The sequence below is a fragment of the Candidatus Rhodoluna planktonica genome (assembly GCF_001854225.1).
GTDB lineage: Bacteria > Actinomycetota > Actinomycetes > Actinomycetales > Microbacteriaceae > Rhodoluna > Rhodoluna planktonica.
On record NZ_CP015208.1, the window covers coordinates 804,275 to 826,379 of the forward strand.

A 22,105-nucleotide genomic window follows, 5' to 3' on the forward strand; every position below is an offset into this window, starting at 1 on the left:
GGAAAAGGGAGAAGTACAAAAGTGAGCGAAAAGAGCCTCGCCTCAGCCGGTTCGGAAGAGCCTGAATACAACTATGATGGCGGCTTAGCTGTTGTGGCTAAGGATGCAATCAAGAACCCAGGTCTAGAGCCGCATCGCGTTCGCATGACCGACAAGAGTAAAAAGCACGAGAATGCGGCAGCTAGACAGGTCGCAGCTTTCTTCTTCACCTCAGTGTTCGGCAGCGCTTTTGCTATCTGGGCTTACTTTTCATTCCCACTCACCGAGGATTTGGGCACTGTTCGAAACAACACCTTCTTCTTAGGTCTGGGTATCACCCTAGGACTTCTCGGCATCGGAATCGGTGCTGTGCACTGGGCAAAAACCCTCATGCCAGACAACGAAGTTTCTGAGGCCCGTCACATCACTCGTGGAAGTGAAGAAGTTCGTGCACGTGCGGTTGAAATCATCAAGTTGGCTGACAGTGAGTCGGGCTTTACCCGACGCAAGCTAATCCGCCGTTCGCTATACGGCGCGTTGGCACTCTTCCCGCTGCCAGCAATCATGATTTTCGGTGACTTGGGGCCAAACCCTGGTGACTCGCTTCGTCACACCATGTGGAAAAAAGGCACCCGTCTAGCAACCGACCCATACGGCACACCAATCAAGGCTGCCGACGTAACCTTAGGTTCGGTTTTCCACGTAATTCCTGAAGGTCTCAACGAGCTTGAGCACCACAAACTTGAAGAAAAGGCTAAAGCTGCAGTTCTGCTGATGCGTCTCGACCCAGCCGATCTCAAAGAAGCTGAGGACCGCAAAGACTGGTCTTACGACGGAATTGTTGCTTACAGCAAGATTTGTACTCACGTTGGTTGCCCAGTGGCACTTTATGAGCAGCACACGCACCACCTACTCTGCCCATGCCACCAGTCAACCTTCGATGTTACCGAGCACTGCAAGGTCGTTTTCGGCCCAGCCGCTCGTCCACTTCCTCAGCTGCCAATCACCGTTGATGAAGAGGGCTACCTAATTGCCCAAAGCGATTTCAATGAACCAGTCGGACCAAGTTTCTGGGAGCGTGCAAACTAATGACTAGCGCAGTAAACACACAGAAAAAGGGCGGCTTCCTAGCCGGAACCGCTAACTACCTTGACGAACGTGTCGGCGTAGCAGGAATCTTAAAAGAGTTCGGTCGCAAGGTTTTCCCAGACCACTGGTCCTTCATGCTCGGTGAGGTGGCGCTGTATAGCTTCCTAGTCTTGCTGCTGTCAGGTACCTTCCTTACTTTCTTCTTTCAGCCATCGATGGAACTAGTCACCTACGAAGGTGTCTATGGTCCGCTCAAGGGCGCTGAAATGTCGGTGGCATACGCATCAACACTCGACATCTCGTTTGAGGTTCGCGGCGGATTGCTGATGCGTCAGGTGCACCACTGGGCAGCGCTATTGTTCGTAGCAGCTGCTGGTTTGCACATGATGCGCGTTTTCTTTACCGGTGCATTCCGCAAGCCTCGTGAAATCAACTGGCTAGTTGGTGTCGTTCTATTCGTGCTGGGCATGGGTGGCGGTTTCACCGGTTACTCATTGCCAGATGACCTGCTATCGGGCAACGGTCTTCGCATTATCGATGGAATGATAAAGGCCGTACCAGTAATTGGTGCCTACACTTCGTCACTATTGTTCGGTGGAGAATTCCCGGGTGAAAGCATTGTTGCGCGACTTTACGGTCTGCACATTTTGCTTATTCCTGCGCTAATTTTGGTCTTCATCGCCATCCACCTCTTCATGGTGGTTATCCACAAGCACACGCACTACTCAGGCCCTGGTCGCACCGATGCAAACGTCGTCGGTTACCCACTAATGCCTGTTTACGTGGCTAAAGCTGGTGGCTTCTTCTTCATCGTGTTTGGTGTCATCATGTTGGTTTCGGCCACTATCACCATCAACCCGGTTTGGAACTACGGCGGTTACGACCCATCTCCGGTTTCTGCTGGTACCCAGCCTGACTGGTACATCGGCTGGGCCGACGGTGCACTTCGTCTAGCCCCAACCGGCTGGGAGTACGTGCTCTTTGGTCAGACCTGGTCTTGGAACATCTTGGCACCGATCTTGGTCTTGGTTGTCTTCCTAGCCTTGGTAGCTCTGTACCCATTCATTGAGGCCTGGGTAACTCAGGACAAGCGTGAGCACCACGTCCTAGACCGCCCAAGAAACGCCCCTACCCGCACCGCTATCGGTGCTGCCGGTGTGACTTTCTACGCAGTTCTCTGGGCTGGTGCTGGTACCGACCTGATTGCTACCAACTTCAAGATGTCTCTAAACAACGTGCTTACCTCGTTGCAGATCCTGCTAATCGTTGGACCAATCATCGCCTACATCATCACCAAGCGCACCTGCCTAAGCTTGCAGCGCAAAGACCGCGAAATCGTGCTACACGGCCGTGAAACCGGTCGCGTAGTCAGACTGCCTCACGGTGAGTTCATCGAAGTTCACGAACCGCTAGACGAGTTTGAGATGTGGAAGCTGGTTGATTTCAAGGATTACCAGCCAACCCTTGCACGTCCAAACGCTCAGGGAAAGATCACTCTCGGAGCACGTCTGCGTTCAGCGCTATCGCGTTTCTACTTCGAAGACCGCATTACTCCGGTCACCGCAACCGAATTGGCTGCAGCACACCACGATCACCACGATGAGGTTGTTGCTGAAAAGCCAAAGAAGGCTGTTGCTGCAAAGAAGACTGCAGCAAAGAAGTAACCTTTGAAAAATAGAGGGCCGGGGCTAATCCCCCGGCCCTTTTCTTTTAGGCTAGAGGCATGATTGCCGCGTCTTTTATTTTCCAACCCAATAACACCCAGGGAGATTTTGAACTTCTGGATAACCAGATAATGGCATTTACGGAGTCGATTCCGGAATACCTAGGTAAAACTAAGTGGGTTTCGCCGGATGGTGCGCAGACAAATGTCATCTATTACTTTGAGACCAAAGCCGCTCTTCAGCAACTGATGCAGTTCGAGACTCATAAAGTAGCCAAATCAAGGAATTCAGAGTGGTACGACGGTTACCGCGTAGAGATTTACGAAGTCATTAGTCAGTATGGGCAATCGGCGAATCTGAGCCGTGGTAACCATGCGCGATAGCGACCTAACTGGAAATCATTCCAGCTACTACCAAAACAACTACACCAAAGCAGAGAACCAGCGATTCACCGAGCAATTTGGTGCCCTGACTAACGAGTTCAAACTGCAGATGCTGGCCGGGTCTGAGCCATCAGATCCTGATGTGCAGCAATTGGTTGCACAACACTATGAATTTTGTCTCCAATTTTGGAAACCTAACCGAGAGACTTACATTTCTTTGGCCACTAGTTACCTATTGCCATCGCCATATCGCGATTCGTACGAGTCTGTAGCTTCAGGCTTGGCAAAGTTTCACTACGACGCCATCGTCCACTGGGCCAACCATAACCTGTAGCAGCAACGTGGATTGCCGTAACCGCTCACGATGCGCAACAGCATCATAGGCATTAAAAAGAAAAACCCCTCCGTCAGGAGGGGTTTTCTGTTAACAGGTTAGTGCGCGAACTGACCGCGGCTGTGTTCGAAAACAAAACCGATTAGAGCCACCAAAGCCAATGGGAAGGCGATGAACATCAACCACCAACCGATAGCTAGCGAGGCAAAGGCAAGAGCGGCGAAGGCACCCAAGAAGAATGGCCACCAGCTCCAAGGTGCGAAGAAGCCAATCTCTGAGTCACCGTCTTCAATGTTGGCATCTAGTCGGTCTTCAGGAACTGGGCCCTGGGTGTTAGCAGTCTTTTGGACGTAGAAACCAAGGAAAAGTGCCATAAAGCCAAGCATGGCCAAAGCAGCTGTTCCGATCGGTTCAAAAGCACCATTGTAAGAATTTGCGTACCAGATTGCGTAGGCGCCAGCGTCTAGGAAATAGAAGACGGTTAGAACCCAAAATAACTTTGCGTTGAACTTCACTTTCTAGTCCTTCTTATTTCTTGGCAGGCGCCGCATCGGCGGCATACTCTGGGTGGTTCAAATCGAAAGCCGGAGATTCAGAGCGAATCTTAGGCATTGAAGTGAAGTTGTGACGTGGGAATGGAGTCTCGGTGGCCCACTCTAGCGAGCGACCGTAACCCCATGGGTCGTTTAGAGTGGTGCGCTCGCCCTTGCGTGCTGTGATGTAAACGTTCCAGAGGAACGGAATCATCGAAATGGCAAGCAACGCTGCACCGACAGTTGAAACGATGTTCATTGTGGTGAAGCCGTCTTCAGGCAAATAGGTTGCGTAGCGACGAGGCATACCGATGATGCCCAGCCAGTGCTGGATAAGGAATGTGGTGTGGAAACCGATGAAGAGCAACCAGAACTGAATCTTTCCGAGACGCTCGTTGAGCATCTTTCCAGTCATCTTTGGGTACCAGAAGAAGATTCCAGCGAACATTGCGAAAACCACGGTTCCAAAGATTACGTAGTGGAAGTGGGCAACCACAAAGTAGCTGTCTGAAAGGTGGAAGTCTAGGGCTGGAGAAGCCAAGATCACACCGGTCAAACCACCGAAAATGAAAGTGGTTAGGAAGCCCAGGCTGTAAAGCATTGGGGTCTCGAATGTAATCGAGCCCTTCCACATGGTTCCAAGCCAGTTGAACACCTTTACACCGGTAGGAATAGCAATCAACATCGTAGTGAACGCGAAGTATGGCAACAGAACTGAACCGGTGACGTACATGTGGTGAGCCCACACGGTCATCGAAAGAGCAGCAATTGCGATGGTTGCATAGACCAAAGTCTTGTAACCGAAGATTGGCTTGCGGCTGAATACCGGGAAGATCTCGGAAATGATTCCGAAGAATGGTAGAGCCAAGATGTACACCTCTGGGTGACCGAAGAACCAGAACAGGTGCTGCCACAGCATTGGGCCACCGTTAGCTGGATCAAAAATGTGTGCTTCGAAACGACGGTCGGCACCAAGTGCGAACAGAGCTGCCGCAAGAGGAGGGAAACACATGATGACCAAGATCGAGGTGATCAAGGTGTTCCAGGTGAAGATTGGCAGACGGAACATGGTCATACCAGGAGCACGCATAGTCAAGATTGTGGTGATGAAGTTGACACCACCCATGATGGTTCCGAAACCTCCGAGAGCAAGACCAAATACCCACAGGTCACCACCGAGACCCGGCGAGAATGTGGTGTTTGAAAGCGGTGCGTAGGCAAACCAGCCAAAGCTGGCTGCACCCTGAGGGGTGAAAAAGCCTGCCACGGCCACGAACGAGCCAAAGAAATAGAACCAGTAAGCGATGGCGTTCAGACGTGGGAAAGCCACATCTGGTGCACCGATCTGAACCGGCATCAGGATGTTTGCGAACGCAGCGAAAAGCGGGGTTGCAAACATCAGAAGCATGATGGTTCCGTGCATGGTAAACAGCTGGTTGTACTGCTCTTTGGTCTGAACGATGTCAAGGCCAGGCAGGGTTAGCTGAGCACGGATTACCAGAGCCATTACTCCACCGATGAGGAAGTAAAGGAACGAGGTAATTAGGTAGAGGTAGCCGATCTTCTTGTGATCGGTAGTGGTGATCCAGTCGACCAGAATCTGACCTTTGGTCTTCTTACGCTGACCAGCTGCAGGTTTAGTTGCGGTTGCGGTAGCCATCTTCCCTATCCTCGAATCTCTGGGTTGTCACCAGGTAGGTTTTGGTTGCGGTCATAAGTGTTGTCGAGTTGTCCGACGTTGCCAGCTTCTGCTAGCGCATTCATGCGTGCGTCGTACTCAGCTTGCGAAACAACCTTTACGTTGAAAAGCATCATTGAGTGGTATTCGCCACAAAGCTCGGCACACTTGCCCTTGTAAGTGCCTTCAACCTGAGGTGTGAAGTACATGGTGTTGGTGTCGGCTGGGAACATGTCTTTCTTGTACAGGAAGTCGATCACCCAGAAAGAGTGGATCACGTCGCGTGAAGAAAGATCAAGCTGAACTGACTGGTTCACTGGAAGGTAAAGAGTTGGCAGCGCGGCCTCAGAGCCCTCTTCGCCGTCAAACTGCGACTGAATTCCAGACTCATAAACGTTGTCATCAACGTAGTTGAAGTCCCAGCTCCACTGCTTTGCGATTACCTGGATGTGAACATCTGGATTAGCAACTGGTTTTTCAATTTCTGCCATGTCGCGAGCGGTAAAGGCAAAGAAACCGATAACCAAGATGGTTGGCACGATTGTGAAAAGCGTTTCGATTGGGTTGTTGTAGCGCAATTGAACTGGAAGCCCGGTTTCACCGCGACGACGTCGGTAGACAATGATTGCCCAGAACATGAGGCCCCAAGCAACAATTCCAACGCCCCAGAGCACAGTCCAGGATGTGGTCCACAGTCCGGTGATGCGATCGGTGTGGTTGGTCACTCCCCATTCACCAGGTAGCAAACCACGCGATAACTCTTCAGCTGTACAACCGCTGAGCAACAACATTAGTGAGGCTGCAGCCGGAAGGCTGGCCCACTTTCGGACACGCTTAGATAGCACTCTTAACCCTTCGAAGAAGAATCCTTTTCGCCTCTAAGTCTACGCTCTGTAAAACCTTCCAAGGGTCAAAAAACGCCCAAAAAACACGCATTTAAGTGAAAAACTTCCCGAATATTTCGGGAAGTTTTTCAGCAGAATTAAATTTTTGCTCTAGTTGAAGGAATCTCCACAAGCGCAAGAACCAGCAGCGTTCGGGTTGTCAATAGTGAAACCCTGCTTTTGGATTGTGTCTTCAAAATCAATTGAGGCACCGTCGAGGTATGGCAGGCTCATTTTGTCTACTACTACCTCAACGCCATCAAAGTCGCGGATGTAATCAGACTCTTCGAGCTGTTCGTCGAAGTAGAGCTGATAAATCAAACCCGAGCAGCCACCTGGCTGGACAGCTACTCGCAGTCGAAGGTCGTCGCGACCTTCAGCCGAGATAAGCGCTCTGACTTTTGACTGTGCTTGTTCGGTGAGCGTCACGCCCGATTCGATGGTTTGAGACATTTTGAACCTTTCAACTACTGCTCTAAGTCTAACTTTGGAGCCTTCTAAATTAACCCTTTGCCGCTGATTTTCATTCCTGCGGGTGCGTCTGACTTATCCCGAGTAAAAATAGGGACTGGGCTTGGATGGCTTTCTTGAAACTAGGAATGTGCAGTGATTCGTTTGGGCTGTGCGCTCTGGAATCTGGATCTTCGACACCGGTTATGAGTATTTGTGCGCTTGGGAAAATCTTTTTCAAGCTGGCAATGAACGGAATCGAACCGCCAACACCCATATCAACCGGTTCAACGCCGAAAGATTGCTGCAGAGCATTTTGAAACTCTTTTTTAGCCCAACCCGGATCATCTAAATAGGGGTTTCCAGCTTCGTTTTCGCCGAATTCGATTTGCGAACCAAACGGAGCACTCTTCAGCAAGTGCTCACGCAGTAGAGCCAGCGCAGTTTCTGGGTTCTGCCCAGGCGCGATGCGCAAACTTACCTTTGCAGTTACAGCTGGCTGCAGGGTATTCGATGAAAGTTCAACACTCGGCATGTCGATGCCAATAACGGTTACTGCTGGGTCGCCCCAAAGTGCCTGCAAATGATCTTCTTTGCTCAGGGGTTCAACGGTTGGCAGCAGCCCACTGTCGACACGCAATTGTTCGGTGGTATACGGCAATGGTTGAACTTTGAAAGTTTCGAGGCCGTCAATAGCCACCGAGCCATCTTCGTTGTAAAGCTTGGCCAACACCTTGATTAGCGCCATGGTGGCATCCGGAACCACTCCCCCATACATGCCCGAATGCAGCGCATGATCGAGTGTCTTGATGGTGAAGGTTTGTGCTACTAGACCACGTAGCGAGGTGGTCATTGCTGGTATCTCGGTTGTCCAGTTTCCCGAATCGGCCACGATGATGACGTCGGCCTGCAACTTTTTCGCGTTCAAGTTCAAGAAATTTTCGAAGGATGGCGAACCGGCTTCCTCTTCGCCTTCGATAAATAGGGAAATTCCCAAGTCGGGGTCAATTTCACTTAATTCTTGCAAGATCTGCAGCGACCCAAGGTGCACCAGAATTCCGGCCTTATCGTCAGCTGCCCCGCGCCCGTAGGCCCGATCGCCCAGAATCTTCAGCTCAAAGGGTTCACTGTTCCAAACTGATAAATCCCCAGGTGGTTGCACATCGTGGTGCGCATAAAGCAAGATTTGCGGTTTGCCATTTTTCGCTTGGCGTCTAGCCAAAATAGCTGGGGCACCCTGGCCTGATTCTTCGGTTGGAGCCGAGACAATTTCGATCTCGTCAAAAAAATTCAATTCTCTAAACAGCCCCGCAACGGTTTCGGCGCTTTTAGTCAAATTTGACGGGTCAAAAGCGTCCCAGGCGATTGAAGGAATTGCCACCAACCTGGCCAATTGATCCATGTAGCCATCGAATCGAGCAGTTATGGATTTTTCAACGAGCGCGGACAGTTCGGCAGTTTTGTTTGATTGCATAAGGGTAATCTTATGGACGAAGCAGCAAACTTAAGGATGTAGATGACCGAGCCAAACAAGACAGCTGGAAAAGGCAGACCAACTCCGACTCGTAAAGAACGCGAAGCAGCGCAGCGCAGACCTCTGGTTGGCGACAAATCCCCAGAAGCAAAAAAAGCCGCCAAGGCAAAACTTGCCGAGGAACGTCGTAAGGCCCGAGAGGGCATGTCAAATGGCGACGAGCGCTACCTGACCGCTAGAGATCGTGGCCCGCAGCGCCGAATGGCGCGCGACATTGTCGACTCGCAATTCACCATCGGTGAGATGATTTTGCCTTCGCTCATGGTCGTAATTTTGATCTCAGCTGTTGACGATTTTCTGGTTCAGCTAATCACCTTGATTGTCATGTGGGTCTTGTTCCTGGCAGTTGGAATCAACGCTTACTTCATTGGCCGAGGTGCCTCACGCCGAATTGGAGAAAAATACGGCGTCGAAAACCTCGAGCGCGGAATCCGATGGTATGCCGCAATGCGTTCAATTCAGATGCGCCCGATGCGCCTGCCAAAAGCACAGGTCAAGCGCGGTACCAAGATTTAGTTTCAAACAAAACTCAAAGCGCCCGAGTTTCGACTTGGGCGCTTTACTTTTTGGCCGAAACTTCGAGATTTATTTGGCGAGCCCAAAGCGGTCCGCGATAGATGAAACCGGTGTAACCCTGAACTAAGTCAGCACCGCGTGAGAGTCTCTGTGTTACGTCGTCTGCGGTTTCCACACCACCAACTGAAATGATTGCCAAGCGGCCGCCCACCGCGTGCGCAAGAAGATCTAGAACTTCAATTGACCTACTCTTCAGTGGTGCACCGGAGAGACCACCTGCGCCAAATTTCTCAATCATGGAGGCGTCAGTTTTTAGGCCCGTGCGCGAAACTGTGGTGTTGGTCGCGATGATGCCTGCCAATTTCATTTCGATAGCTAGCTGGGCCACCTCGAGGATGTCTTCGTCCGCTAAATCTGGAGCGATTTTGACTAAAACTGGCAGGTTCAAACCAAGTTTCGCTAATTCGGTTTGCACCGCTGCCAAAATCGGCCTGAGCGATGAAACCGACTGCAGTGAACGCAAACCTGGCGTGTTTGGCGAAGAAACATTGATTGCCAAGTAGTCGGCAAATGGCGCCAAAAATCTTGTCGAAGTTGCGTAGTCTTGAGCGGCGTCGGCCACATCAACAACCTTGCTCTTGCCAATATTTACGCCAATGATCGGCAACTTTTGACCGGTATTGCGCAATTTTTGCAAGCGATGGGACACTATCTCGGCGCCTTGGTTATTGAAACCCATCCGATTGATCAGGGCGCTATCGGCAACTAGGCGAAATAACCGTGGCTTTTCGTTTCCCGGTTGCGCCAGAGCAGTAACGGTACCAATTTCGACGTGTGAGAAGCCGAGTTCGCCTAGCGCTCTGACAGCGACCGCATTTTTATCAAATCCGGCGGCCAAACCAAAAACACCGGGAAAATTTAGACCCAGGACAGAAACGTTTTCTACTCGTCTGTCTATTTTTGCCAGTTTGGTGATGCGCAACCGGTAAGCCGCGCGAATAGCAAACATGCCAATGTGGTGCGCGAATTCGGCATCAAGTCGCCTGAAGAAAATGTTAAAGATGAAAGAGTACAGCGACACTTAGTGTTCTCGATTCGAACGCAGCTTAGAAATCGCAGTTTCAAAATCTTCCAAAGATTCCCAACCTTGATAGACACTGGCGAAGCGCATGAAGGCTACCTCATCTAGTAAACGCAGCGGCTCTAAAATGGCGAGGCCGATATCGTGCGCTTCAATCTGTGAGGCACCCGATGAACGCACCGTCTCTTCAACTTTTTGAGCCAGCATCGCTAAATCAGCCTCAGAAACCGGGCGTCCCTGGCAAGCTTTGCGCACGCCGCTGACAATTTTGTCTCGGCTGAAAGCTTCGATGACGCCACTTCGCTTCACCACAGTCAAACTTGCAGTCTCGGTGGTGCTGAAACGCATGCCACACTCGGGGCACTGGCGTCGACGGCGAATTGATGATCCATCGTCAGAGGTTCTTGAGTCGGTAACCCGAGAGTCTGGGAATCGGCAGAAGGGACAGTACATTTCACTAACTCCGATTTAATCTGGCCAGGATGGCTTCACCGTGAGCGGGCAAACCTTCGGTACGAGCAAAAAGATCGACCTGATTTGCCACCTCTGCCAAAGCAGCTTCGTTGTAGTCAATTACCTGCTGGGCGCGCAAGAATGAGAAAACTGAGAGCCCCGACCCAAACTTGGCTTGCTGACCCGTTGGCAAAACGTGGTTCGAACCCGCCATGTAGTCTCCCAAGCTAACCGGTGAACTTTTACCCAAGAAGATAGCACCAGCATTGGAAATCTTTTCAAGCGATTTCTGATCGTCAGCGGTGTGTATTTCCAGATGTTCGGTCGAGTACTCGCTGGCTAGATCTAGGGCAAGCTCTAAGCTGTCGACCACCACGATGGCCGACTGTTGTCCATTCAGTGCGCTCAATACTCGAGCCGAATTGGCAGTAATTGGTGCCAGCTCAGTTACGGCCCGGCCAACGGCTTCGGCAATTTCAAGCGAGTCTGTAATCAGCACCGAAGCTGCCGCCTCGTCGTGTTCGGCTTGGCTGATTAGGTCGTAAGCAATCAGTCGAGGGTCTGACGATGAATCGGCGACAATCAAGATTTCTGTAGTTCCGGCTTCGCTATCGATGCCGATAGTTCCTCGTAGTGCACGTTTCGCAGCGGCTACAAAAATGTTTCCCGGTCCGGTGACCATTCGTACCGGCTCCAGCGGGACGTCGGGCAATCCGTAAGCGAATGCAGCGATTGCGGCTGGCCCACCCATGCAGTAAATTTCGTCGACGCCAAGCAGCTCGGCAGTTGCTAGGACCGATGGGTGTGGACGACCGCCGAATTCTTTTTGGCCCGGGGTGGCAATTGCCAATCGAGGTACTCCAGCAACCTGAGCGGGAACCACATTCATGACCACGCTGGAAGGGTAGACCGCCTTGCCACCGGGCACATAGAGACCAACTGAATCAACCGGTTGCCAACGCTGTGAAACAGTTGCCCCTTTGCCCAACTGCACCGAAATGCTGTGGGGTTTGGTCTCTTCACTGAATTTGCGAACCCTGGCGATTGCGGTTTCAATTGCCTTGCGAAGATCCGGTGAGATTTGCTGCAAAGCCTGGTGCAGCTCATTTTTTTCAACTCGGATGGGGCGCGGATCGATGCCGTCGCGCTCTTGACTCACTCTGATTAGTTCGGTTGAGCCATTAGCTTTAACCGCGGCCAGCAGCGGCAGGATTTGATCTACCGCCTTCGAAATATCAAGTGAAGCTCGCGGCACCAGGAGGTTGATGTCGATTTCTGTTGGCGTTTTTCCGCGCAAATCAAGTAATCGCATCATGGCAGCTGGCATTTTCCCGTCGGTAGTCTCATCCAAGTTTAGACTTTGAACTAGACAATCGCGATTTAGCTCGAATGGATGAAATGCCCAACCTAGGTGATTTAGAACTGATTTCCGACCCAGCCGACGCCTTGCGCAACGTTTTCCGCAGACACGCTTCGGGCGTTGCTGTGATTACTTTGCTGACTGAAGCTGGCGATCCGGCAGGTTTCACCGCTACTTCAGTGACTTCATTGGGCACCAATCCCCCGCTGGTCAGCTTCAACGTTGCCCGCGGAGCGAGCAGCTTTAGCAGCCTCGAAAAATGCGGTTACGTGGCAATTCACACGCTTGGTGAAGATGATTTAGCACTGGCCCAACAGATGGCCGGTGCTGCTGAAAATCGTTTCAAAGCAGACAACTGGGTTCGCGCCATCCACGATCTAGCGGTTTTCCCCCAGGCCAGTTCAATTTTGATTGGTCGAATTCGACAGGTGATCAGCGTTGAGGCAAATGCCGTGGTGATCGTGGATGTCGAACAGGCGCTTTTGGGTGAAGAAAAAGCCGGTTTGCTCTACCTACAACGCTCCTACCGTTCAACCGGTGAAGTTTTAGCCCAAAATTCCTGAGCCGAACAGCACTTTCAGCTCGCCGATTAGATCTTGTGTGACTTTTACCTTTGGTTGAAGTTTGAAGCTGCGCTCACCATTTGAACTGAGCAGGGTAACGTGCACTTCCTCGTTTCCGGCGTGGACTTTTAGAATGCGATCCAGCTCTTCAAGTGCTTTGCGAGTGGCTTCGCTCTCCGGAATTCGAATTTGTAACGGGCCCACGTTTTGTTCTGCGGCTGCGTCAATTGTTTCGACTGAGTACGCCTGCAGACTGTTACCGTCGTCTCGCTGGGAAATGCGGCCTCTAACCACCACCAGCTGATCAGCCTCTAGGGTTTTACCAAATTCTTGATAGGTCTTACCCATCAACATGACAGTCATTTCACCTTCGAAATCTTCAATGGTTACTGCCCCATATGGATTTCCGGAAGCACGCGCTACCTTGTGAGCGACGGCAGTTACCAAACCGGCAATGACCACAGTCTCGCCATCGCGCAGAGTTTCGCTAGCAACAACGTCGCCGATTGAAATTTCAGCAAATCGAGCAATAACTGCCTCTCGGCCAGCCAGAGGGTGATCACTTACGTAGAGGCCAAGCATGTCTCGCTCGTAAGCCAATTTCTCTTTTTTAGTGAATTCAACTCGGTCTGGAACTTTGACATCAAAAGAATTTTCAGAGTCGTCGCCAAACAACGAACCGAATAGATCTACCTGACCGCTGGCCTCGTTCTTCTTGATAGTTGCTTGAGAATCAACTGCCTCTTCGTGCACCTCTAACAAAGCCCGGCGAGTGTGACCCAGAGAGTCGAAGGCACCAGCCTTAATTAGTGATTCGACCACTCGCTTCGAGCAAACCGAAGCTGGAACCTTGCGCAGGAAATCCTGGAATGACGTGAAATTTCCCAGGGTGCGACGTGCTTCGACAATTCCCTCGACCACGTTAACTCCGACATTTCGAACGGCACCAAGGCCAAAACGAATGTCTTCACCAACGGCGTTGAATGCCGCAATTGACTCGTTGACATCCGGCGGTAATACCTGAATGCCCATTCTTCGACACTCGCTCAGGTAGAGGGCGAGTTTGTCTTTCGAATCGCCAACTGAGGTCAGCAATGCCGCCATATACTCGGCCGGAAAATTGGCTTTCAAATAGGCGGTCCAGTATGAAAGCACACCGTAGGCGGCACTGTGAGCGCGGTTAAACGCATAGTCGGCAAAAGGAAGCAGTGTGTCCCAAAGCGCTTTTATTGCCCCATCGGAATATCCGTTGGCTCGCATACCCTCGGAGAAGCCCTCGTACTGTTTATCCAGTTCCTCTTTGTTCTTTTTACCCATGGCGCGACGCAGCAAGTCGGCTTTACCCAGGGTAAAACCGGCAGCTTTCTGAGCAGCGGCCATAACCTGTTCCTGATAAACAATCAGACCGTAGGTTGGGTTCAAAATATCGGCGAGAGATTCTTCGAGTTCGGGGTGAACCGAGTCAACCTCCTGCAATCCGTTTTTTCGCAATGCGTAGTTGGTGTGCGAATTCATACCCATGGGGCCGGGTCGGTAAAGGGCGATTACCGCGGAAATGTGCTCGAAAAGCGAGGGTTTTAGCAACCGCAGCAGTGATCGCATAGCATTACCATCGAGCTGGAAGACACCCAAGGTGTCACCTCTAGACAGCAATTCAAAGGTTGCTGGATCGGAGTCAAGGTCGAGATCTTCGAGCACCACGACTTCACCGCGGTTAGATTTTATGTTGGCTAGAGCGTCGTCTAGCACGGTTAGGTTTCTAAGGCCCAAGAAGTCCATTTTTAGCAGACCAAGCTTTTCGCAAGGCGGCTGGTCGAACTGCGTAATCACGGCGCCGTCATCCTCACGCTTCATGATTGGGATGACGTCGATTAGGGGTTCAGCAGACATGATGACACCAGCAGCGTGAACACCCCACTGTCGCTTCAGATTTTCTAAACCTTGGGCTAGTTCAAATACTTTGGCCGATTCTTCGTCTACCTCAATAAGTTCTCTAAAGTCAGCAGCTTCTTTGTAGCGCTCGGAGTTCTTGTCAACCAGGTCGTTGAGCGTCACATCGCGGCCGAGAACCATTGGCGGCATAGCCTTGGTGAGTTTTTCGCCAACCGAGTAAGGCATGGCCAAAACACGTGCAGCATCTTTCAGAGCTTGTTTGGCCTTAATGGTTCCATAAGTCACGATCTGAGCGACCCGGTCATCCCCGTATTTGTCGCTTACGTAGCGAATAACTTCAGCTCGACGACGATCGTCAAAATCAACATCGATATCTGGCATAGAGACACGCTCTGGATTCAAAAAGCGCTCAAAAATCAAACCGTGCTTGACCGGATCAAGTTCGGTAATTCCAAGTGCGTAGGCAACGATTGAACCGGCCGCTGAACCTCGCCCCGGACCGACACGGATTCCTTGCTCGCGAGCCCAACCAATAAAGTCGGCAACCACCAAGAAGTAGCCGGGGAATCCCATCTGCTTGATTACGTCAACCTCATAGGCCACCTGGTTTGCCTGCGCTTCAGGTATGCCGTTTGGATAACGGCGAGCCATTCCTCGGGTAACTTCGGCCTCGAACCAGCTCGCCTCAGTGTGACCCTCGGGCACTGGGAATCGAGGCATGAGCTCGCGATCTAAGAACTCAACATTGCAGGATTCAGCGATTAGTAGGGTGTTGTCGCAAGCCTCGGGGTAATCGGCAAATAACTCGCGCATCTGGCGGGCCGACTTCAGATAAAACTCTTGCGAATCAAATTTGAAACGGTTTGGATCGGCCAGAGTTGAACCAGATTGCACGCAGAGTAAAGCCTCATGGGCAACCGCATCTCCGGCGTGAGTGTAGTGCAAGTCGTTGGATGCCACCAACGGCATCCCGAGGTCTTTGGCCAGGCGAATCAAATCAGACGTGGTTCGTCGTTCAATTTCTAAACCGTGATCCATGATTTCAGCAAAGTAATTTTCTTTACCGAAGATGTCCTGCAGTTTGGCCGCGGCTTTACGTGCCTCATCGTACTGACCAAGGCGCAGTCGCGTTTGCACCTCGCCCGAGGCGCAACCGGTGGTGGCGATAATGCCTTTGCCGTACTGCTCAAAGAGCTCGGTGTCCATCCTGGGCTTGAAATAGAAACCATCTAGCCAAGCCTTGGATGACATTTTGAAAAGGTTGTACATGCCCTCAGTTGTTTTTGCGAGCATGGTCATGTGGGTAAATGCGCCACCGCCAGAAACGTCATCTTCGCCACCGGAACCCCAGCGCACCCTGGTGCGCTCCTGGCGCTTGGTGCCCGGGGCGACATAAGCTTCGATGCCGATTAGCGGCTTGATTCCGGCGGCTTTTGCAGTTTTGTAAAAATCGAAGGCACCAAAGTTATTGCCGTGGTCAGTTATGCCAATGGCGGGCATACCCTGCTCAGCGGCTGCCTCAATAAGCGGCTTAACTCGAGCAGCGCCATCCAGCATCGAATACTCGGTGTGCACGTGCAGGTGAACGAAAGAGTCGCTCGACAATTTCGCCTCCTAGTGCGCTCTGAGGACCTCGAGTGCATGCTCAAGATCAGGTGGATAGTTGCTGTGCAGGGTCAAACGCTCCCCAGAAATTGGATGATCGAATGAAAGTTTGACCGCGTGCAACCACTGACGCACTAAGCCTAATTTGTCTGCCAGCTTTGGGTCGGCACCGTACATTGTGTCGCCCACTAGCGGGTGGCGAAAAGCGGAAAAATGAACCCTGATCTGATGTGTTCTTCCGGTCTCTAAGTCCACCTCAACCATGGTTGCTGCCGGAAACATCTCAAGGGTTTGGTAGTGAGTTACCGCGTGTTTACCCTCATTCATCACAGCAAATTTGAAATCCGCCTTGGGGTGACGACCAATTGGTGCGTCAAATGTGCCCGCTAGCGGGTCAAGGTGGCCCTGAACAACCGCGTGATAGGTTTTTTCTACGATTCGGTCTCGAAAAGCCTGTTTCAAGCGAGAGTAGGCAAGTTCTGACTTAGCCACCATCATTAGGCCACTTGTGCCCACATCTAATCTTTGAACAATGCCCTGACGCTCAGCGGCGCCAGAGGTACTGACCGGAATGCCTAGCGCCAGCAATGCACCCGGAACGGTTGGACCATCCCAGCCAACTGAAGGGTGCGCGGCAACTCCCGCAGGCTTGTCAATTACGACTAAATCATCGTCTTGAAAAACGATTGCTAGGTCACTGACCAGCGTTGGCAAAACCTGCAACGGATCTTTATTCTCAAATGCGGCGATTTCCAGCAGCGCTCCCGCGCGAAATTTAGCGCTCTTGTCGATGACCTTGCCGTCTTGTTTGACCAAACCTTCGGAGCACAAGTCTGCGGCAACCGCTCGCGAGACTCCTAGGATTTTTGAGATTGCAGCGTCAGCCCTGACGCCGTCAAAACTGTCTGGAACCGGAAAGCTTTTAGCTTCGTTCACTTGGGCTTTGCAGCTTTCCCGATATCTTCACCGCGAATTACTCGTAGAGCGCCGAGAATGGCCATAGACACGATGCAAATATCAGCAAAATTGAAAATCGGAAAGTTGAAAGGTATTTGCAAGTAATCGATTACGTGCCCATTCGGGAAACCCGGTTCTCGAGTGAGTCGGTCGATTAGATTGCCAACGATGCCGGCTAAAAGGATGCCCGCCATGATCGCCCAGGACCTAGTCTCGATTTTCCTGCTCAGCCAAATCAGAGCCAGGGCTGCAATTGACGAAATGATTGTGAAAATCCAAGTTTGACCGAATCCAATGCTGAAAGCGGCAGCGTTGTTATAGGCCAGGGTAAGTCTAAGAATTTCCCCAAAAACTTCGACCGAGGTGCCTGGAACTAGATAGGTAAGCGCCAGATTTTTGAAGAGTTGATCCAAAAAAATTAGAACAACAGCCGGAAGGAAGAAAAAACTAAGAAGCACTCGTAAGCCGAGTTGTTTAGGCAAACTCACTTCAGTTGCTGTAGCCAAAGCCTGTTTGCGGGTTCGTCCAAGTGTTTTTGGCACTCTCGTCTTCTGCAGAATTTACTTGATTGTTTTCAAAAAATGGCGCCGCAGCAGGTGCCTGAGCTGGCCGCTGCTCAAAAGGGAAAGACGGTAAAGCAGGTGCCGCTGCTGGGGCGACCTCTGACTCTTCAAGATCTGCTAACTGGCTTTCGATGTAGGCCTTCAGTTTTAGACGGTACTCGCGCTCAAAGCTTCTGAGTTCTTGAATACGGTGTTCAATCAAGGCCTTCTCTTGCTCAAAACGGCTGAGGTCGGCCCGCTGCTGGGCTTCTGCTTCACGAACTAGACGTGCTGCAGTTGCATGTCCTTCAGCAATTAGTTCGTCGCGTTTGGCAAGACCTTCACGAACGTGCTCTTCATGCAGTTTTCTTGCCAATTGCAAAAGATTGTTGGTGTTATTGGTGTCGAGCGAGGCTGGGTCAGAAACCGGCTCTGGGAATGGGCTTGGCACAATTTGCGGCGCCAGCGCAGACTCAGCAGTTGGGTTGTTGAGCTGATCGGCCAAACCAGCGCCAGAGCGCTGCAGTTCAGCAATTCTCGATTCTGATGCCAACAGCCGTTGGCGGAGATCTTCGTTTTCTTGGTTTAGCCTACGCAGTTCGACGACGATCTCGTCTAGGAAATCGTCAACTTCATCTTGGTCATAACCTTCGCGAAATTTGGTTGGTTGAAATCTTTTATTGACAACGTCTTCGGGAGTAAGCGGCATTAACAGACCTCGTTTGCAAATTCGATGTGCGGGGGCACCCACCTAATGCTTTTAGATTACTCCAGTGCCTCAACTATTAGAAATTGTATAGAGCACGGTAGCCGAGGCTTAGCAAGCGAATTAACTAATGCCTGAGATCAGCGACTGCAAAACGAAGATAGCAATTACCACCAGGGTCCAACCAAAGTCGAGTTGCATAACACCGAAGCGAATTGGCTTGATGAATCTACGAGCAAACTTTAGCGGTGGGTCGGTCACGGTCATAACGAGCTCAACCAATGCAACCACAATGCCCCGCGGACGCCAGGAAGGGTTCACGCTGAGAACTAGGTCGATGAATAGTCTCGCCACCATGGCAAAGAAGTAAATTTCAAGAGCCCACCAAATGAGGCCAAGGATTCCAGTCATGAATTATGGGCGAACGAGAAGCTCGTCCTCGGCTGGTTCTTCTTCGTCATTGACCGCAACGTGATTTGGGGTCAGCAGAAAGACTTTTGGAGTCACCCGTTTCATGTGACCTTCAAGGCCTTCTTTTAGGCCAAGCATGAAGTCGAGCATGCGCTTTGAGTCGGCTTCAGACATGTCTCCCATGTTGACGATTACCGGAATGCCGACCCGGAAATTTGCCGCAACGTCAGGCGCCTCGGCATAGCTTTTAGGCTCAATCGTGTAAATCTCGCTGACGTCACTAACACCACGTCGCGGACGCATCGGTACTACTCGTGGAGCAGGTCTCGATTCGGTTGCTGTCGAAACCGCACGAGGAGCTGCCGGCTCAGTGTCATCAGAAAGCCCTAGCCAGCCTGAAACTTGAGAAATAATTCCAGCCATTTAATCCTCCAAATTACGTGATTGACTTCAGGATATGGCTAATAGGGCCGTTTTCCAGTTATTGCGGTGCCAATTCGGACGTGTGTCGCGCCCGAGGCGATAGCAAACTCAAAATCTTCGGACATCCCAGCCGAGATATATTTCGCATCGGGTGCCAGTCGCATTAGTTGCTCGCTTGAATTCCTAATGCGATCAAAATCAACTCTTGGATCAACATCCAATCCGGCGACACCCATCAGCCCAAGCAGCCGCAGATTGGGTGTCTGCAGAACCTGCTCTGCAAAACCTAGAACGTTTTGAGTTTGAATTCCGCCACGATTTTGATCATCAGTCAGGTTCAGTTGAATGAAGACATCAAGCGGTTCAGCACGGTCGGCAACTGCTTTACCCACAGCATCGAGCAATGATGGTCTGTCAAGCGAATGCAAAACGCTTGAGTAACTGAGTGCAGATTTAGCTTTATTAGATTGCAACTGCCCGACAAAGTGCCAAGTAACAGTCTTACCAGCCAGAGCAACTTCGGCAGCTTTTGGTTTGGCTTCCTGGTCTCGATTTTCACCAAAATTGCTAACTCCAATTTCAGCAAGGTCTAGCACCATCTGCGCCGGATTGTTTTTCGAAACGACTACGAGTGTGATGTCATCTCTCGAGCGACCAGAATTGCTCGCGGCTTCACTAATTTTTTGCTCGACAACGTCGAGCCGACTCTTCAGCGTTGACATCTACCTTAGAAACTCGGGAATGTCGAGGTCGTCTCCCCAAGTTCCATCAGCAGTCTGTGGCTTCGCTTTGTCGCCTGCGTCGTTGATGGGTTCCTCTGCAATCACATCTATGGCAGCAGTTGAGTCGTCGGCTTGATCGAAACTGTCGAAACCCTGCGGTGCTGCAGCAGCTGCAACTGGAACTGCCCCGGTAGCCGGCTCGGTTGCGAACCAGCTGGTCGAGCTAACCGGTTCGCTAGCAAAAGCTTTACGTTCCACTTTGCGCACCGAAGGCATGCCGCCATCAAAGCCAGCTGCGATAACGGTAATTCGAACCTCATCGCCCAAGGTGTCATCGATTGTGGTTCCGTAGATGATGTTGGCCTCTGGGCTGACCGCCTCTTGTACCAAACGAGCCGCTTCATCGATTTCGTGAAGACCCAGATCGGATGCGCCCTGGACGAGCAGAAGAACGCCGTGTGCGCCATCGATGCTGGCCTCGAGCAGCGGTGACGAGATAGCAATCTCAGCGGCCCGCACGGCTCGATCTTCGCCCTTGGCGGTACCAATTCCCATCAATGCCGAGCCGGCACCCTTCATGACCGACTTGACGTCGGCAAAATCAAGGTTGATCAAACCGGGAGTGGTAATCAAATCGGTAATTCCTTGAACACCGGCTCTCAGCACATCATCTGCAGTTGCAAACGCCTCTACGACAGAGACTGATTTGTTGACAAGTTCGAGAAGTCGCTGGTTCGGAACCACGATCAGCGTGTCAACTTCACCACGAAGCACCTCGATACCAGTTTCAGCCTGCGCTGCTCTGCGCTTTCCTTCGAAACCAAAAGGTCGGGTTACAACACCCACGGTCAAGGCATCAAGTTGTTTGGCAATTCGAGCAACCACCGGTGCTGCTCCAGTTCCGGTGCCGCCACCTTCGCCGGCGGTCACGAAAACCATGTCAGCACCTTTTAGCGCGGCTTCAATTTCATCGGCGTGGTCTTCGGCAGCACGTCGACCAATCTCTGGATCGGCTCCGGCGCCGAGACCGCGAGTCAATTCGCGGCCGATGTCTAGTTTGACGTGCGCCTCGCTCATCAATAGCGCCTGGGCGTCGGTATTTATGGCTACGAACTCGACACCGCGAAGGCCAGCTTCAATCATGCGATTTAGGGCGTTGACGCCACCGCCGCCGACACCAACAACCTTGATTACTGCTAGGTAGTTCTGGTTAAGACCCACGGTGATCCTCCGAATTAGTTTGCTGCCAACTGAGGTGAACCCTAAACCTCAGCCTGAGACTTAGAGTTTCACCAATTTCTTTTACTGCGCCACGAAGTTAGAACGCGGCGCGGCAAGATTTTGGGAGGCTCTCGGGCGTGTCGAAAAAACTAACTTAAATCTGCTTTTTAGTAGCGCACCACAGGCGCATTTGGTGAAGAAACATCAAAGGTGACCGAGTCAGATTTTTTGTGATTTTTGATTAGCGCAGCCAAAACCTTCGATTTCAAAACCGAATTTGAACCGTCTCCCCAGATAATTTTTTGTCCCGCCGCACCGCGCAGTTCTAACGTGACATCATCCTTAGATTTGGCGTTTATCGAGGCTACCCTGCCCAGTAAATCAGCGGGCAGAGCGAGAATCACATCTATTGCAGCTCGGAATTCTGCGGAACTCTTTGGATCATTATTGAGTTCGATTCTCGGTAATTTAGCATCGCCCGCCTTGCCCAATCGAATGCCAGCGGGATCATAAAGATAGTCGACCCCGTTTTGACGAACAATTGCAATCGGAGTTCTTTCGACAACCTTGACGATAACCTCATGCGGCGGAACAGCGACAATAGAAAAACTCTCGATTAGCGAAAACTTGCTCAGCGCATCGGAAATGCTGTTCTCACTGATCAAAGTCAACGGAACACCCTGAAGCGGCTGCAAGGCTTTTTGAATTGTCGCCTCTTTGAGTCGATTCAAACCAGTGACCGTGATTTTTTCTACCGCCAAAAGCGGAGTGAAGATAGTGGCAAGCACAAGCCCGAGCAGGGCGAGCGTCGAACCAATTGATATCGTCAAAACAGTTCGACGTCGGCGACTGTAGGCGGTGAATCTTCTGGCCTGCGCAGATAGATTCTGGGCTCCAACCCGACGTCCGGTTTTGCCCAGCCTCAAAAGTTGGCGTTTGGTCAACTCTTTTGCAGCTTTGCCCGAAGATTTCCGGGCTGTCGCGGCGCGCGTGGGTTTGGCAGTTACAGACTTGGCTGAGATTCTTCTGCCAATTCGCACCACCTGTTTCTGTTTGCCAGTCTCCAAATTGGAACTATTGGCCGGAACCGAGCGCGGGTGGCCTGCGCCAGCATCTGTTTTCGC

At 51.4% G+C, this 22,105-nt stretch carries 23 protein-coding genes; 6 read left to right on the plus strand and 17 right to left on the minus strand.

Translation table 11 applies throughout. The annotated features are described in order from the left end of the window. Positions 1 to 21 precede the first annotated feature (21 nt). From qcrA to A4Z71_RS04040, 4 genes are read left to right on the plus strand one after another with little or no spacing between them, the layout of a single operon-like run. On the plus strand, positions 22 to 1,068 hold the full coding sequence (gene qcrA / locus A4Z71_RS04025; protein ID WP_070954655.1) for a cytochrome bc1 complex Rieske iron-sulfur subunit: 1,047 nt from the start codon (positions 22 to 24) through the stop codon (positions 1,066 to 1,068). Then, entirely contained in the window at positions 1,068 to 2,732 is a 1,665-nt protein-coding gene (qcrB, locus tag A4Z71_RS04030; protein ID WP_070954656.1) for a cytochrome bc1 complex cytochrome b subunit, read from the plus strand. The genes qcrA and qcrB overlap by 1 nt, the downstream gene beginning before the upstream one ends. Before the next feature lie 59 nt (positions 2,733 to 2,791). Beyond that, on the plus strand, positions 2,792 to 3,115 hold the full coding sequence (locus A4Z71_RS04035) for a hypothetical protein (RefSeq protein WP_070954657.1): 324 nt from the start codon (positions 2,792 to 2,794) through the stop codon (positions 3,113 to 3,115). Next, positions 3,105 to 3,449: a TipAS antibiotic-recognition domain-containing protein gene (locus A4Z71_RS04040; RefSeq protein ID WP_070954658.1), complete on the plus strand. Its 345-nt coding sequence runs from the start codon at positions 3,105 to 3,107 to the stop codon at positions 3,447 to 3,449. Before A4Z71_RS04035 ends, A4Z71_RS04040 begins: the two co-directional genes overlap by 11 nt. A 98-nt stretch (positions 3,450 to 3,547) precedes the next feature. On the opposite strand, the gene A4Z71_RS04045 is transcribed toward A4Z71_RS04040, so the two are convergent. The 5 genes from A4Z71_RS04045 to A4Z71_RS04065 form a co-directional block, all read right to left on the minus strand. Then, the gene (locus A4Z71_RS04045; protein WP_070954659.1) at positions 3,548 to 3,964 is read right to left on the minus strand and encodes a cytochrome c oxidase subunit 4; all 417 of its coding nucleotides are present in this window, start codon (positions 3,962 to 3,964) and stop codon (positions 3,548 to 3,550) included. Between the two features lie 13 nt (positions 3,965 to 3,977). Beyond that, positions 3,978 to 5,642: an aa3-type cytochrome oxidase subunit I gene (ctaD, locus tag A4Z71_RS04050; protein ID WP_070954660.1), complete on the minus strand. Its 1,665-nt coding sequence runs from the start codon at positions 5,640 to 5,642 to the stop codon at positions 3,978 to 3,980. 5 nt (positions 5,643 to 5,647) lie between these two features. Continuing rightward, the gene (ctaC, locus tag A4Z71_RS04055) at positions 5,648 to 6,505 is read right to left on the minus strand and encodes an aa3-type cytochrome oxidase subunit II (protein ID WP_070954661.1); all 858 of its coding nucleotides are present in this window, start codon (positions 6,503 to 6,505) and stop codon (positions 5,648 to 5,650) included. A 150-nt stretch (positions 6,506 to 6,655) separates the two neighbouring features. Then, positions 6,656 to 6,997: an iron-sulfur cluster insertion protein ErpA gene (gene erpA, locus A4Z71_RS04060; protein ID WP_070954662.1), complete on the minus strand. Its 342-nt coding sequence runs from the start codon at positions 6,995 to 6,997 to the stop codon at positions 6,656 to 6,658. A gap of 70 nt (positions 6,998 to 7,067) precedes the next feature. Further along, a complete protein-coding gene (locus tag A4Z71_RS04065; protein WP_070954663.1) occupies positions 7,068 to 8,468 on the minus strand; it encodes a M20/M25/M40 family metallo-hydrolase in 1,401 nt (466 codons plus the stop codon). A 42-nt stretch (positions 8,469 to 8,510) separates the two neighbouring features. On the opposite strand from A4Z71_RS04065, the gene A4Z71_RS04070 reads away from it, so the two are divergent. Further along, the gene (locus A4Z71_RS04070; RefSeq protein WP_070954664.1) at positions 8,511 to 9,044 is read left to right on the plus strand and encodes a DUF3043 domain-containing protein; all 534 of its coding nucleotides are present in this window, start codon (positions 8,511 to 8,513) and stop codon (positions 9,042 to 9,044) included. Between the two features lie 43 nt (positions 9,045 to 9,087). On the opposite strand, the gene A4Z71_RS04075 is transcribed toward A4Z71_RS04070, so the two are convergent. Genes A4Z71_RS04075 through hisD form a run of 3 tightly spaced genes read right to left on the minus strand, consistent with a single transcriptional unit; the run spans position 9,088 to position 11,929 of the window. Next, on the minus strand, positions 9,088 to 10,125 hold the full coding sequence (locus A4Z71_RS04075; protein WP_418219379.1) for a quinone-dependent dihydroorotate dehydrogenase: 1,038 nt from the start codon (positions 10,123 to 10,125) through the stop codon (positions 9,088 to 9,090). Further along, positions 10,126 to 10,578 carry a transcriptional regulator NrdR gene (gene nrdR / locus A4Z71_RS04080; protein ID WP_070954665.1) on the minus strand — a complete coding sequence of 151 codons (453 nt, stop codon included), beginning with the start codon at positions 10,576 to 10,578 and terminating at the stop codon, positions 10,126 to 10,128. It lies immediately after the preceding gene. Positions 10,579 to 10,582: 4 nt separating this feature from the next. After that, positions 10,583 to 11,929, minus strand: coding sequence for a histidinol dehydrogenase (gene hisD / locus A4Z71_RS04085; RefSeq protein ID WP_335582243.1), 1,347 nt, complete (start codon positions 11,927 to 11,929; stop codon positions 10,583 to 10,585). A 38-nt stretch (positions 11,930 to 11,967) separates the two neighbouring features. Between hisD and A4Z71_RS04090 the strand changes: the two genes are divergently transcribed. Beyond that, positions 11,968 to 12,501 carry a flavin reductase family protein gene (locus A4Z71_RS04090; protein WP_084028412.1) on the plus strand — a complete coding sequence of 178 codons (534 nt, stop codon included), beginning with the start codon at positions 11,968 to 11,970 and terminating at the stop codon, positions 12,499 to 12,501. On the opposite strand, the gene dnaE is transcribed toward A4Z71_RS04090, so the two are convergent. The 9 genes from dnaE to A4Z71_RS04135 all read right to left on the minus strand — a co-directional run bounded on the left by dnaE (position 12,484) and on the right by A4Z71_RS04135 (position 22,024). After that, positions 12,484 to 15,951 (minus strand): DNA polymerase III subunit alpha, encoded by a 3,468-nt coding sequence (gene dnaE, locus A4Z71_RS04095; RefSeq protein ID WP_236858562.1) that lies wholly within the window; start codon positions 15,949 to 15,951, stop codon positions 12,484 to 12,486. The two genes, A4Z71_RS04090 and dnaE, sit on opposite strands and share 18 nt — an antisense overlap. Positions 15,952 to 16,008: 57 nt before the next feature. Beyond that, positions 16,009 to 16,935: an RluA family pseudouridine synthase gene (locus A4Z71_RS04100; protein WP_070954667.1), complete on the minus strand. Its 927-nt coding sequence runs from the start codon at positions 16,933 to 16,935 to the stop codon at positions 16,009 to 16,011. Next, complete coding sequence (gene lspA, locus A4Z71_RS04105; RefSeq protein ID WP_236858509.1) at positions 16,932 to 17,498, minus strand: signal peptidase II; 567 nt, start codon at positions 17,496 to 17,498, stop codon at positions 16,932 to 16,934. Before lspA ends, A4Z71_RS04100 begins: the two co-directional genes overlap by 4 nt. Beyond that, positions 17,446 to 18,207, minus strand: a complete 762-nt coding sequence (locus A4Z71_RS04110) for a DivIVA domain-containing protein (RefSeq protein WP_070954669.1) — start codon at positions 18,205 to 18,207, stop codon at positions 17,446 to 17,448. The genes lspA and A4Z71_RS04110 overlap by 53 nt, the downstream gene beginning before the upstream one ends. Positions 18,208 to 18,327: 120 nt before the next feature. Next, a complete protein-coding gene (locus A4Z71_RS04115; RefSeq protein ID WP_070954670.1) occupies positions 18,328 to 18,615 on the minus strand; it encodes a YggT family protein in 288 nt (95 codons plus the stop codon). A 3-nt stretch (positions 18,616 to 18,618) separates the two neighbouring features. Further along, positions 18,619 to 19,038 carry a cell division protein SepF gene (locus tag A4Z71_RS04120; RefSeq protein WP_070954671.1) on the minus strand — a complete coding sequence of 140 codons (420 nt, stop codon included), beginning with the start codon at positions 19,036 to 19,038 and terminating at the stop codon, positions 18,619 to 18,621. 38 nt (positions 19,039 to 19,076) lie between these two features. Next, positions 19,077 to 19,760, minus strand: a complete 684-nt coding sequence (locus tag A4Z71_RS04125) for a YggS family pyridoxal phosphate-dependent enzyme (protein ID WP_070954672.1) — start codon at positions 19,758 to 19,760, stop codon at positions 19,077 to 19,079. Continuing rightward, positions 19,761 to 20,981, minus strand: a complete 1,221-nt coding sequence (ftsZ, locus tag A4Z71_RS04130) for a cell division protein FtsZ (RefSeq protein ID WP_070954673.1) — start codon at positions 20,979 to 20,981, stop codon at positions 19,761 to 19,763. A 167-nt stretch (positions 20,982 to 21,148) separates the two neighbouring features. Beyond that, positions 21,149 to 22,024: an FtsQ-type POTRA domain-containing protein gene (locus tag A4Z71_RS04135; protein ID WP_158512778.1), complete on the minus strand. Its 876-nt coding sequence runs from the start codon at positions 22,022 to 22,024 to the stop codon at positions 21,149 to 21,151. Positions 22,025 to 22,105: the final 81 nt, after the last annotated feature.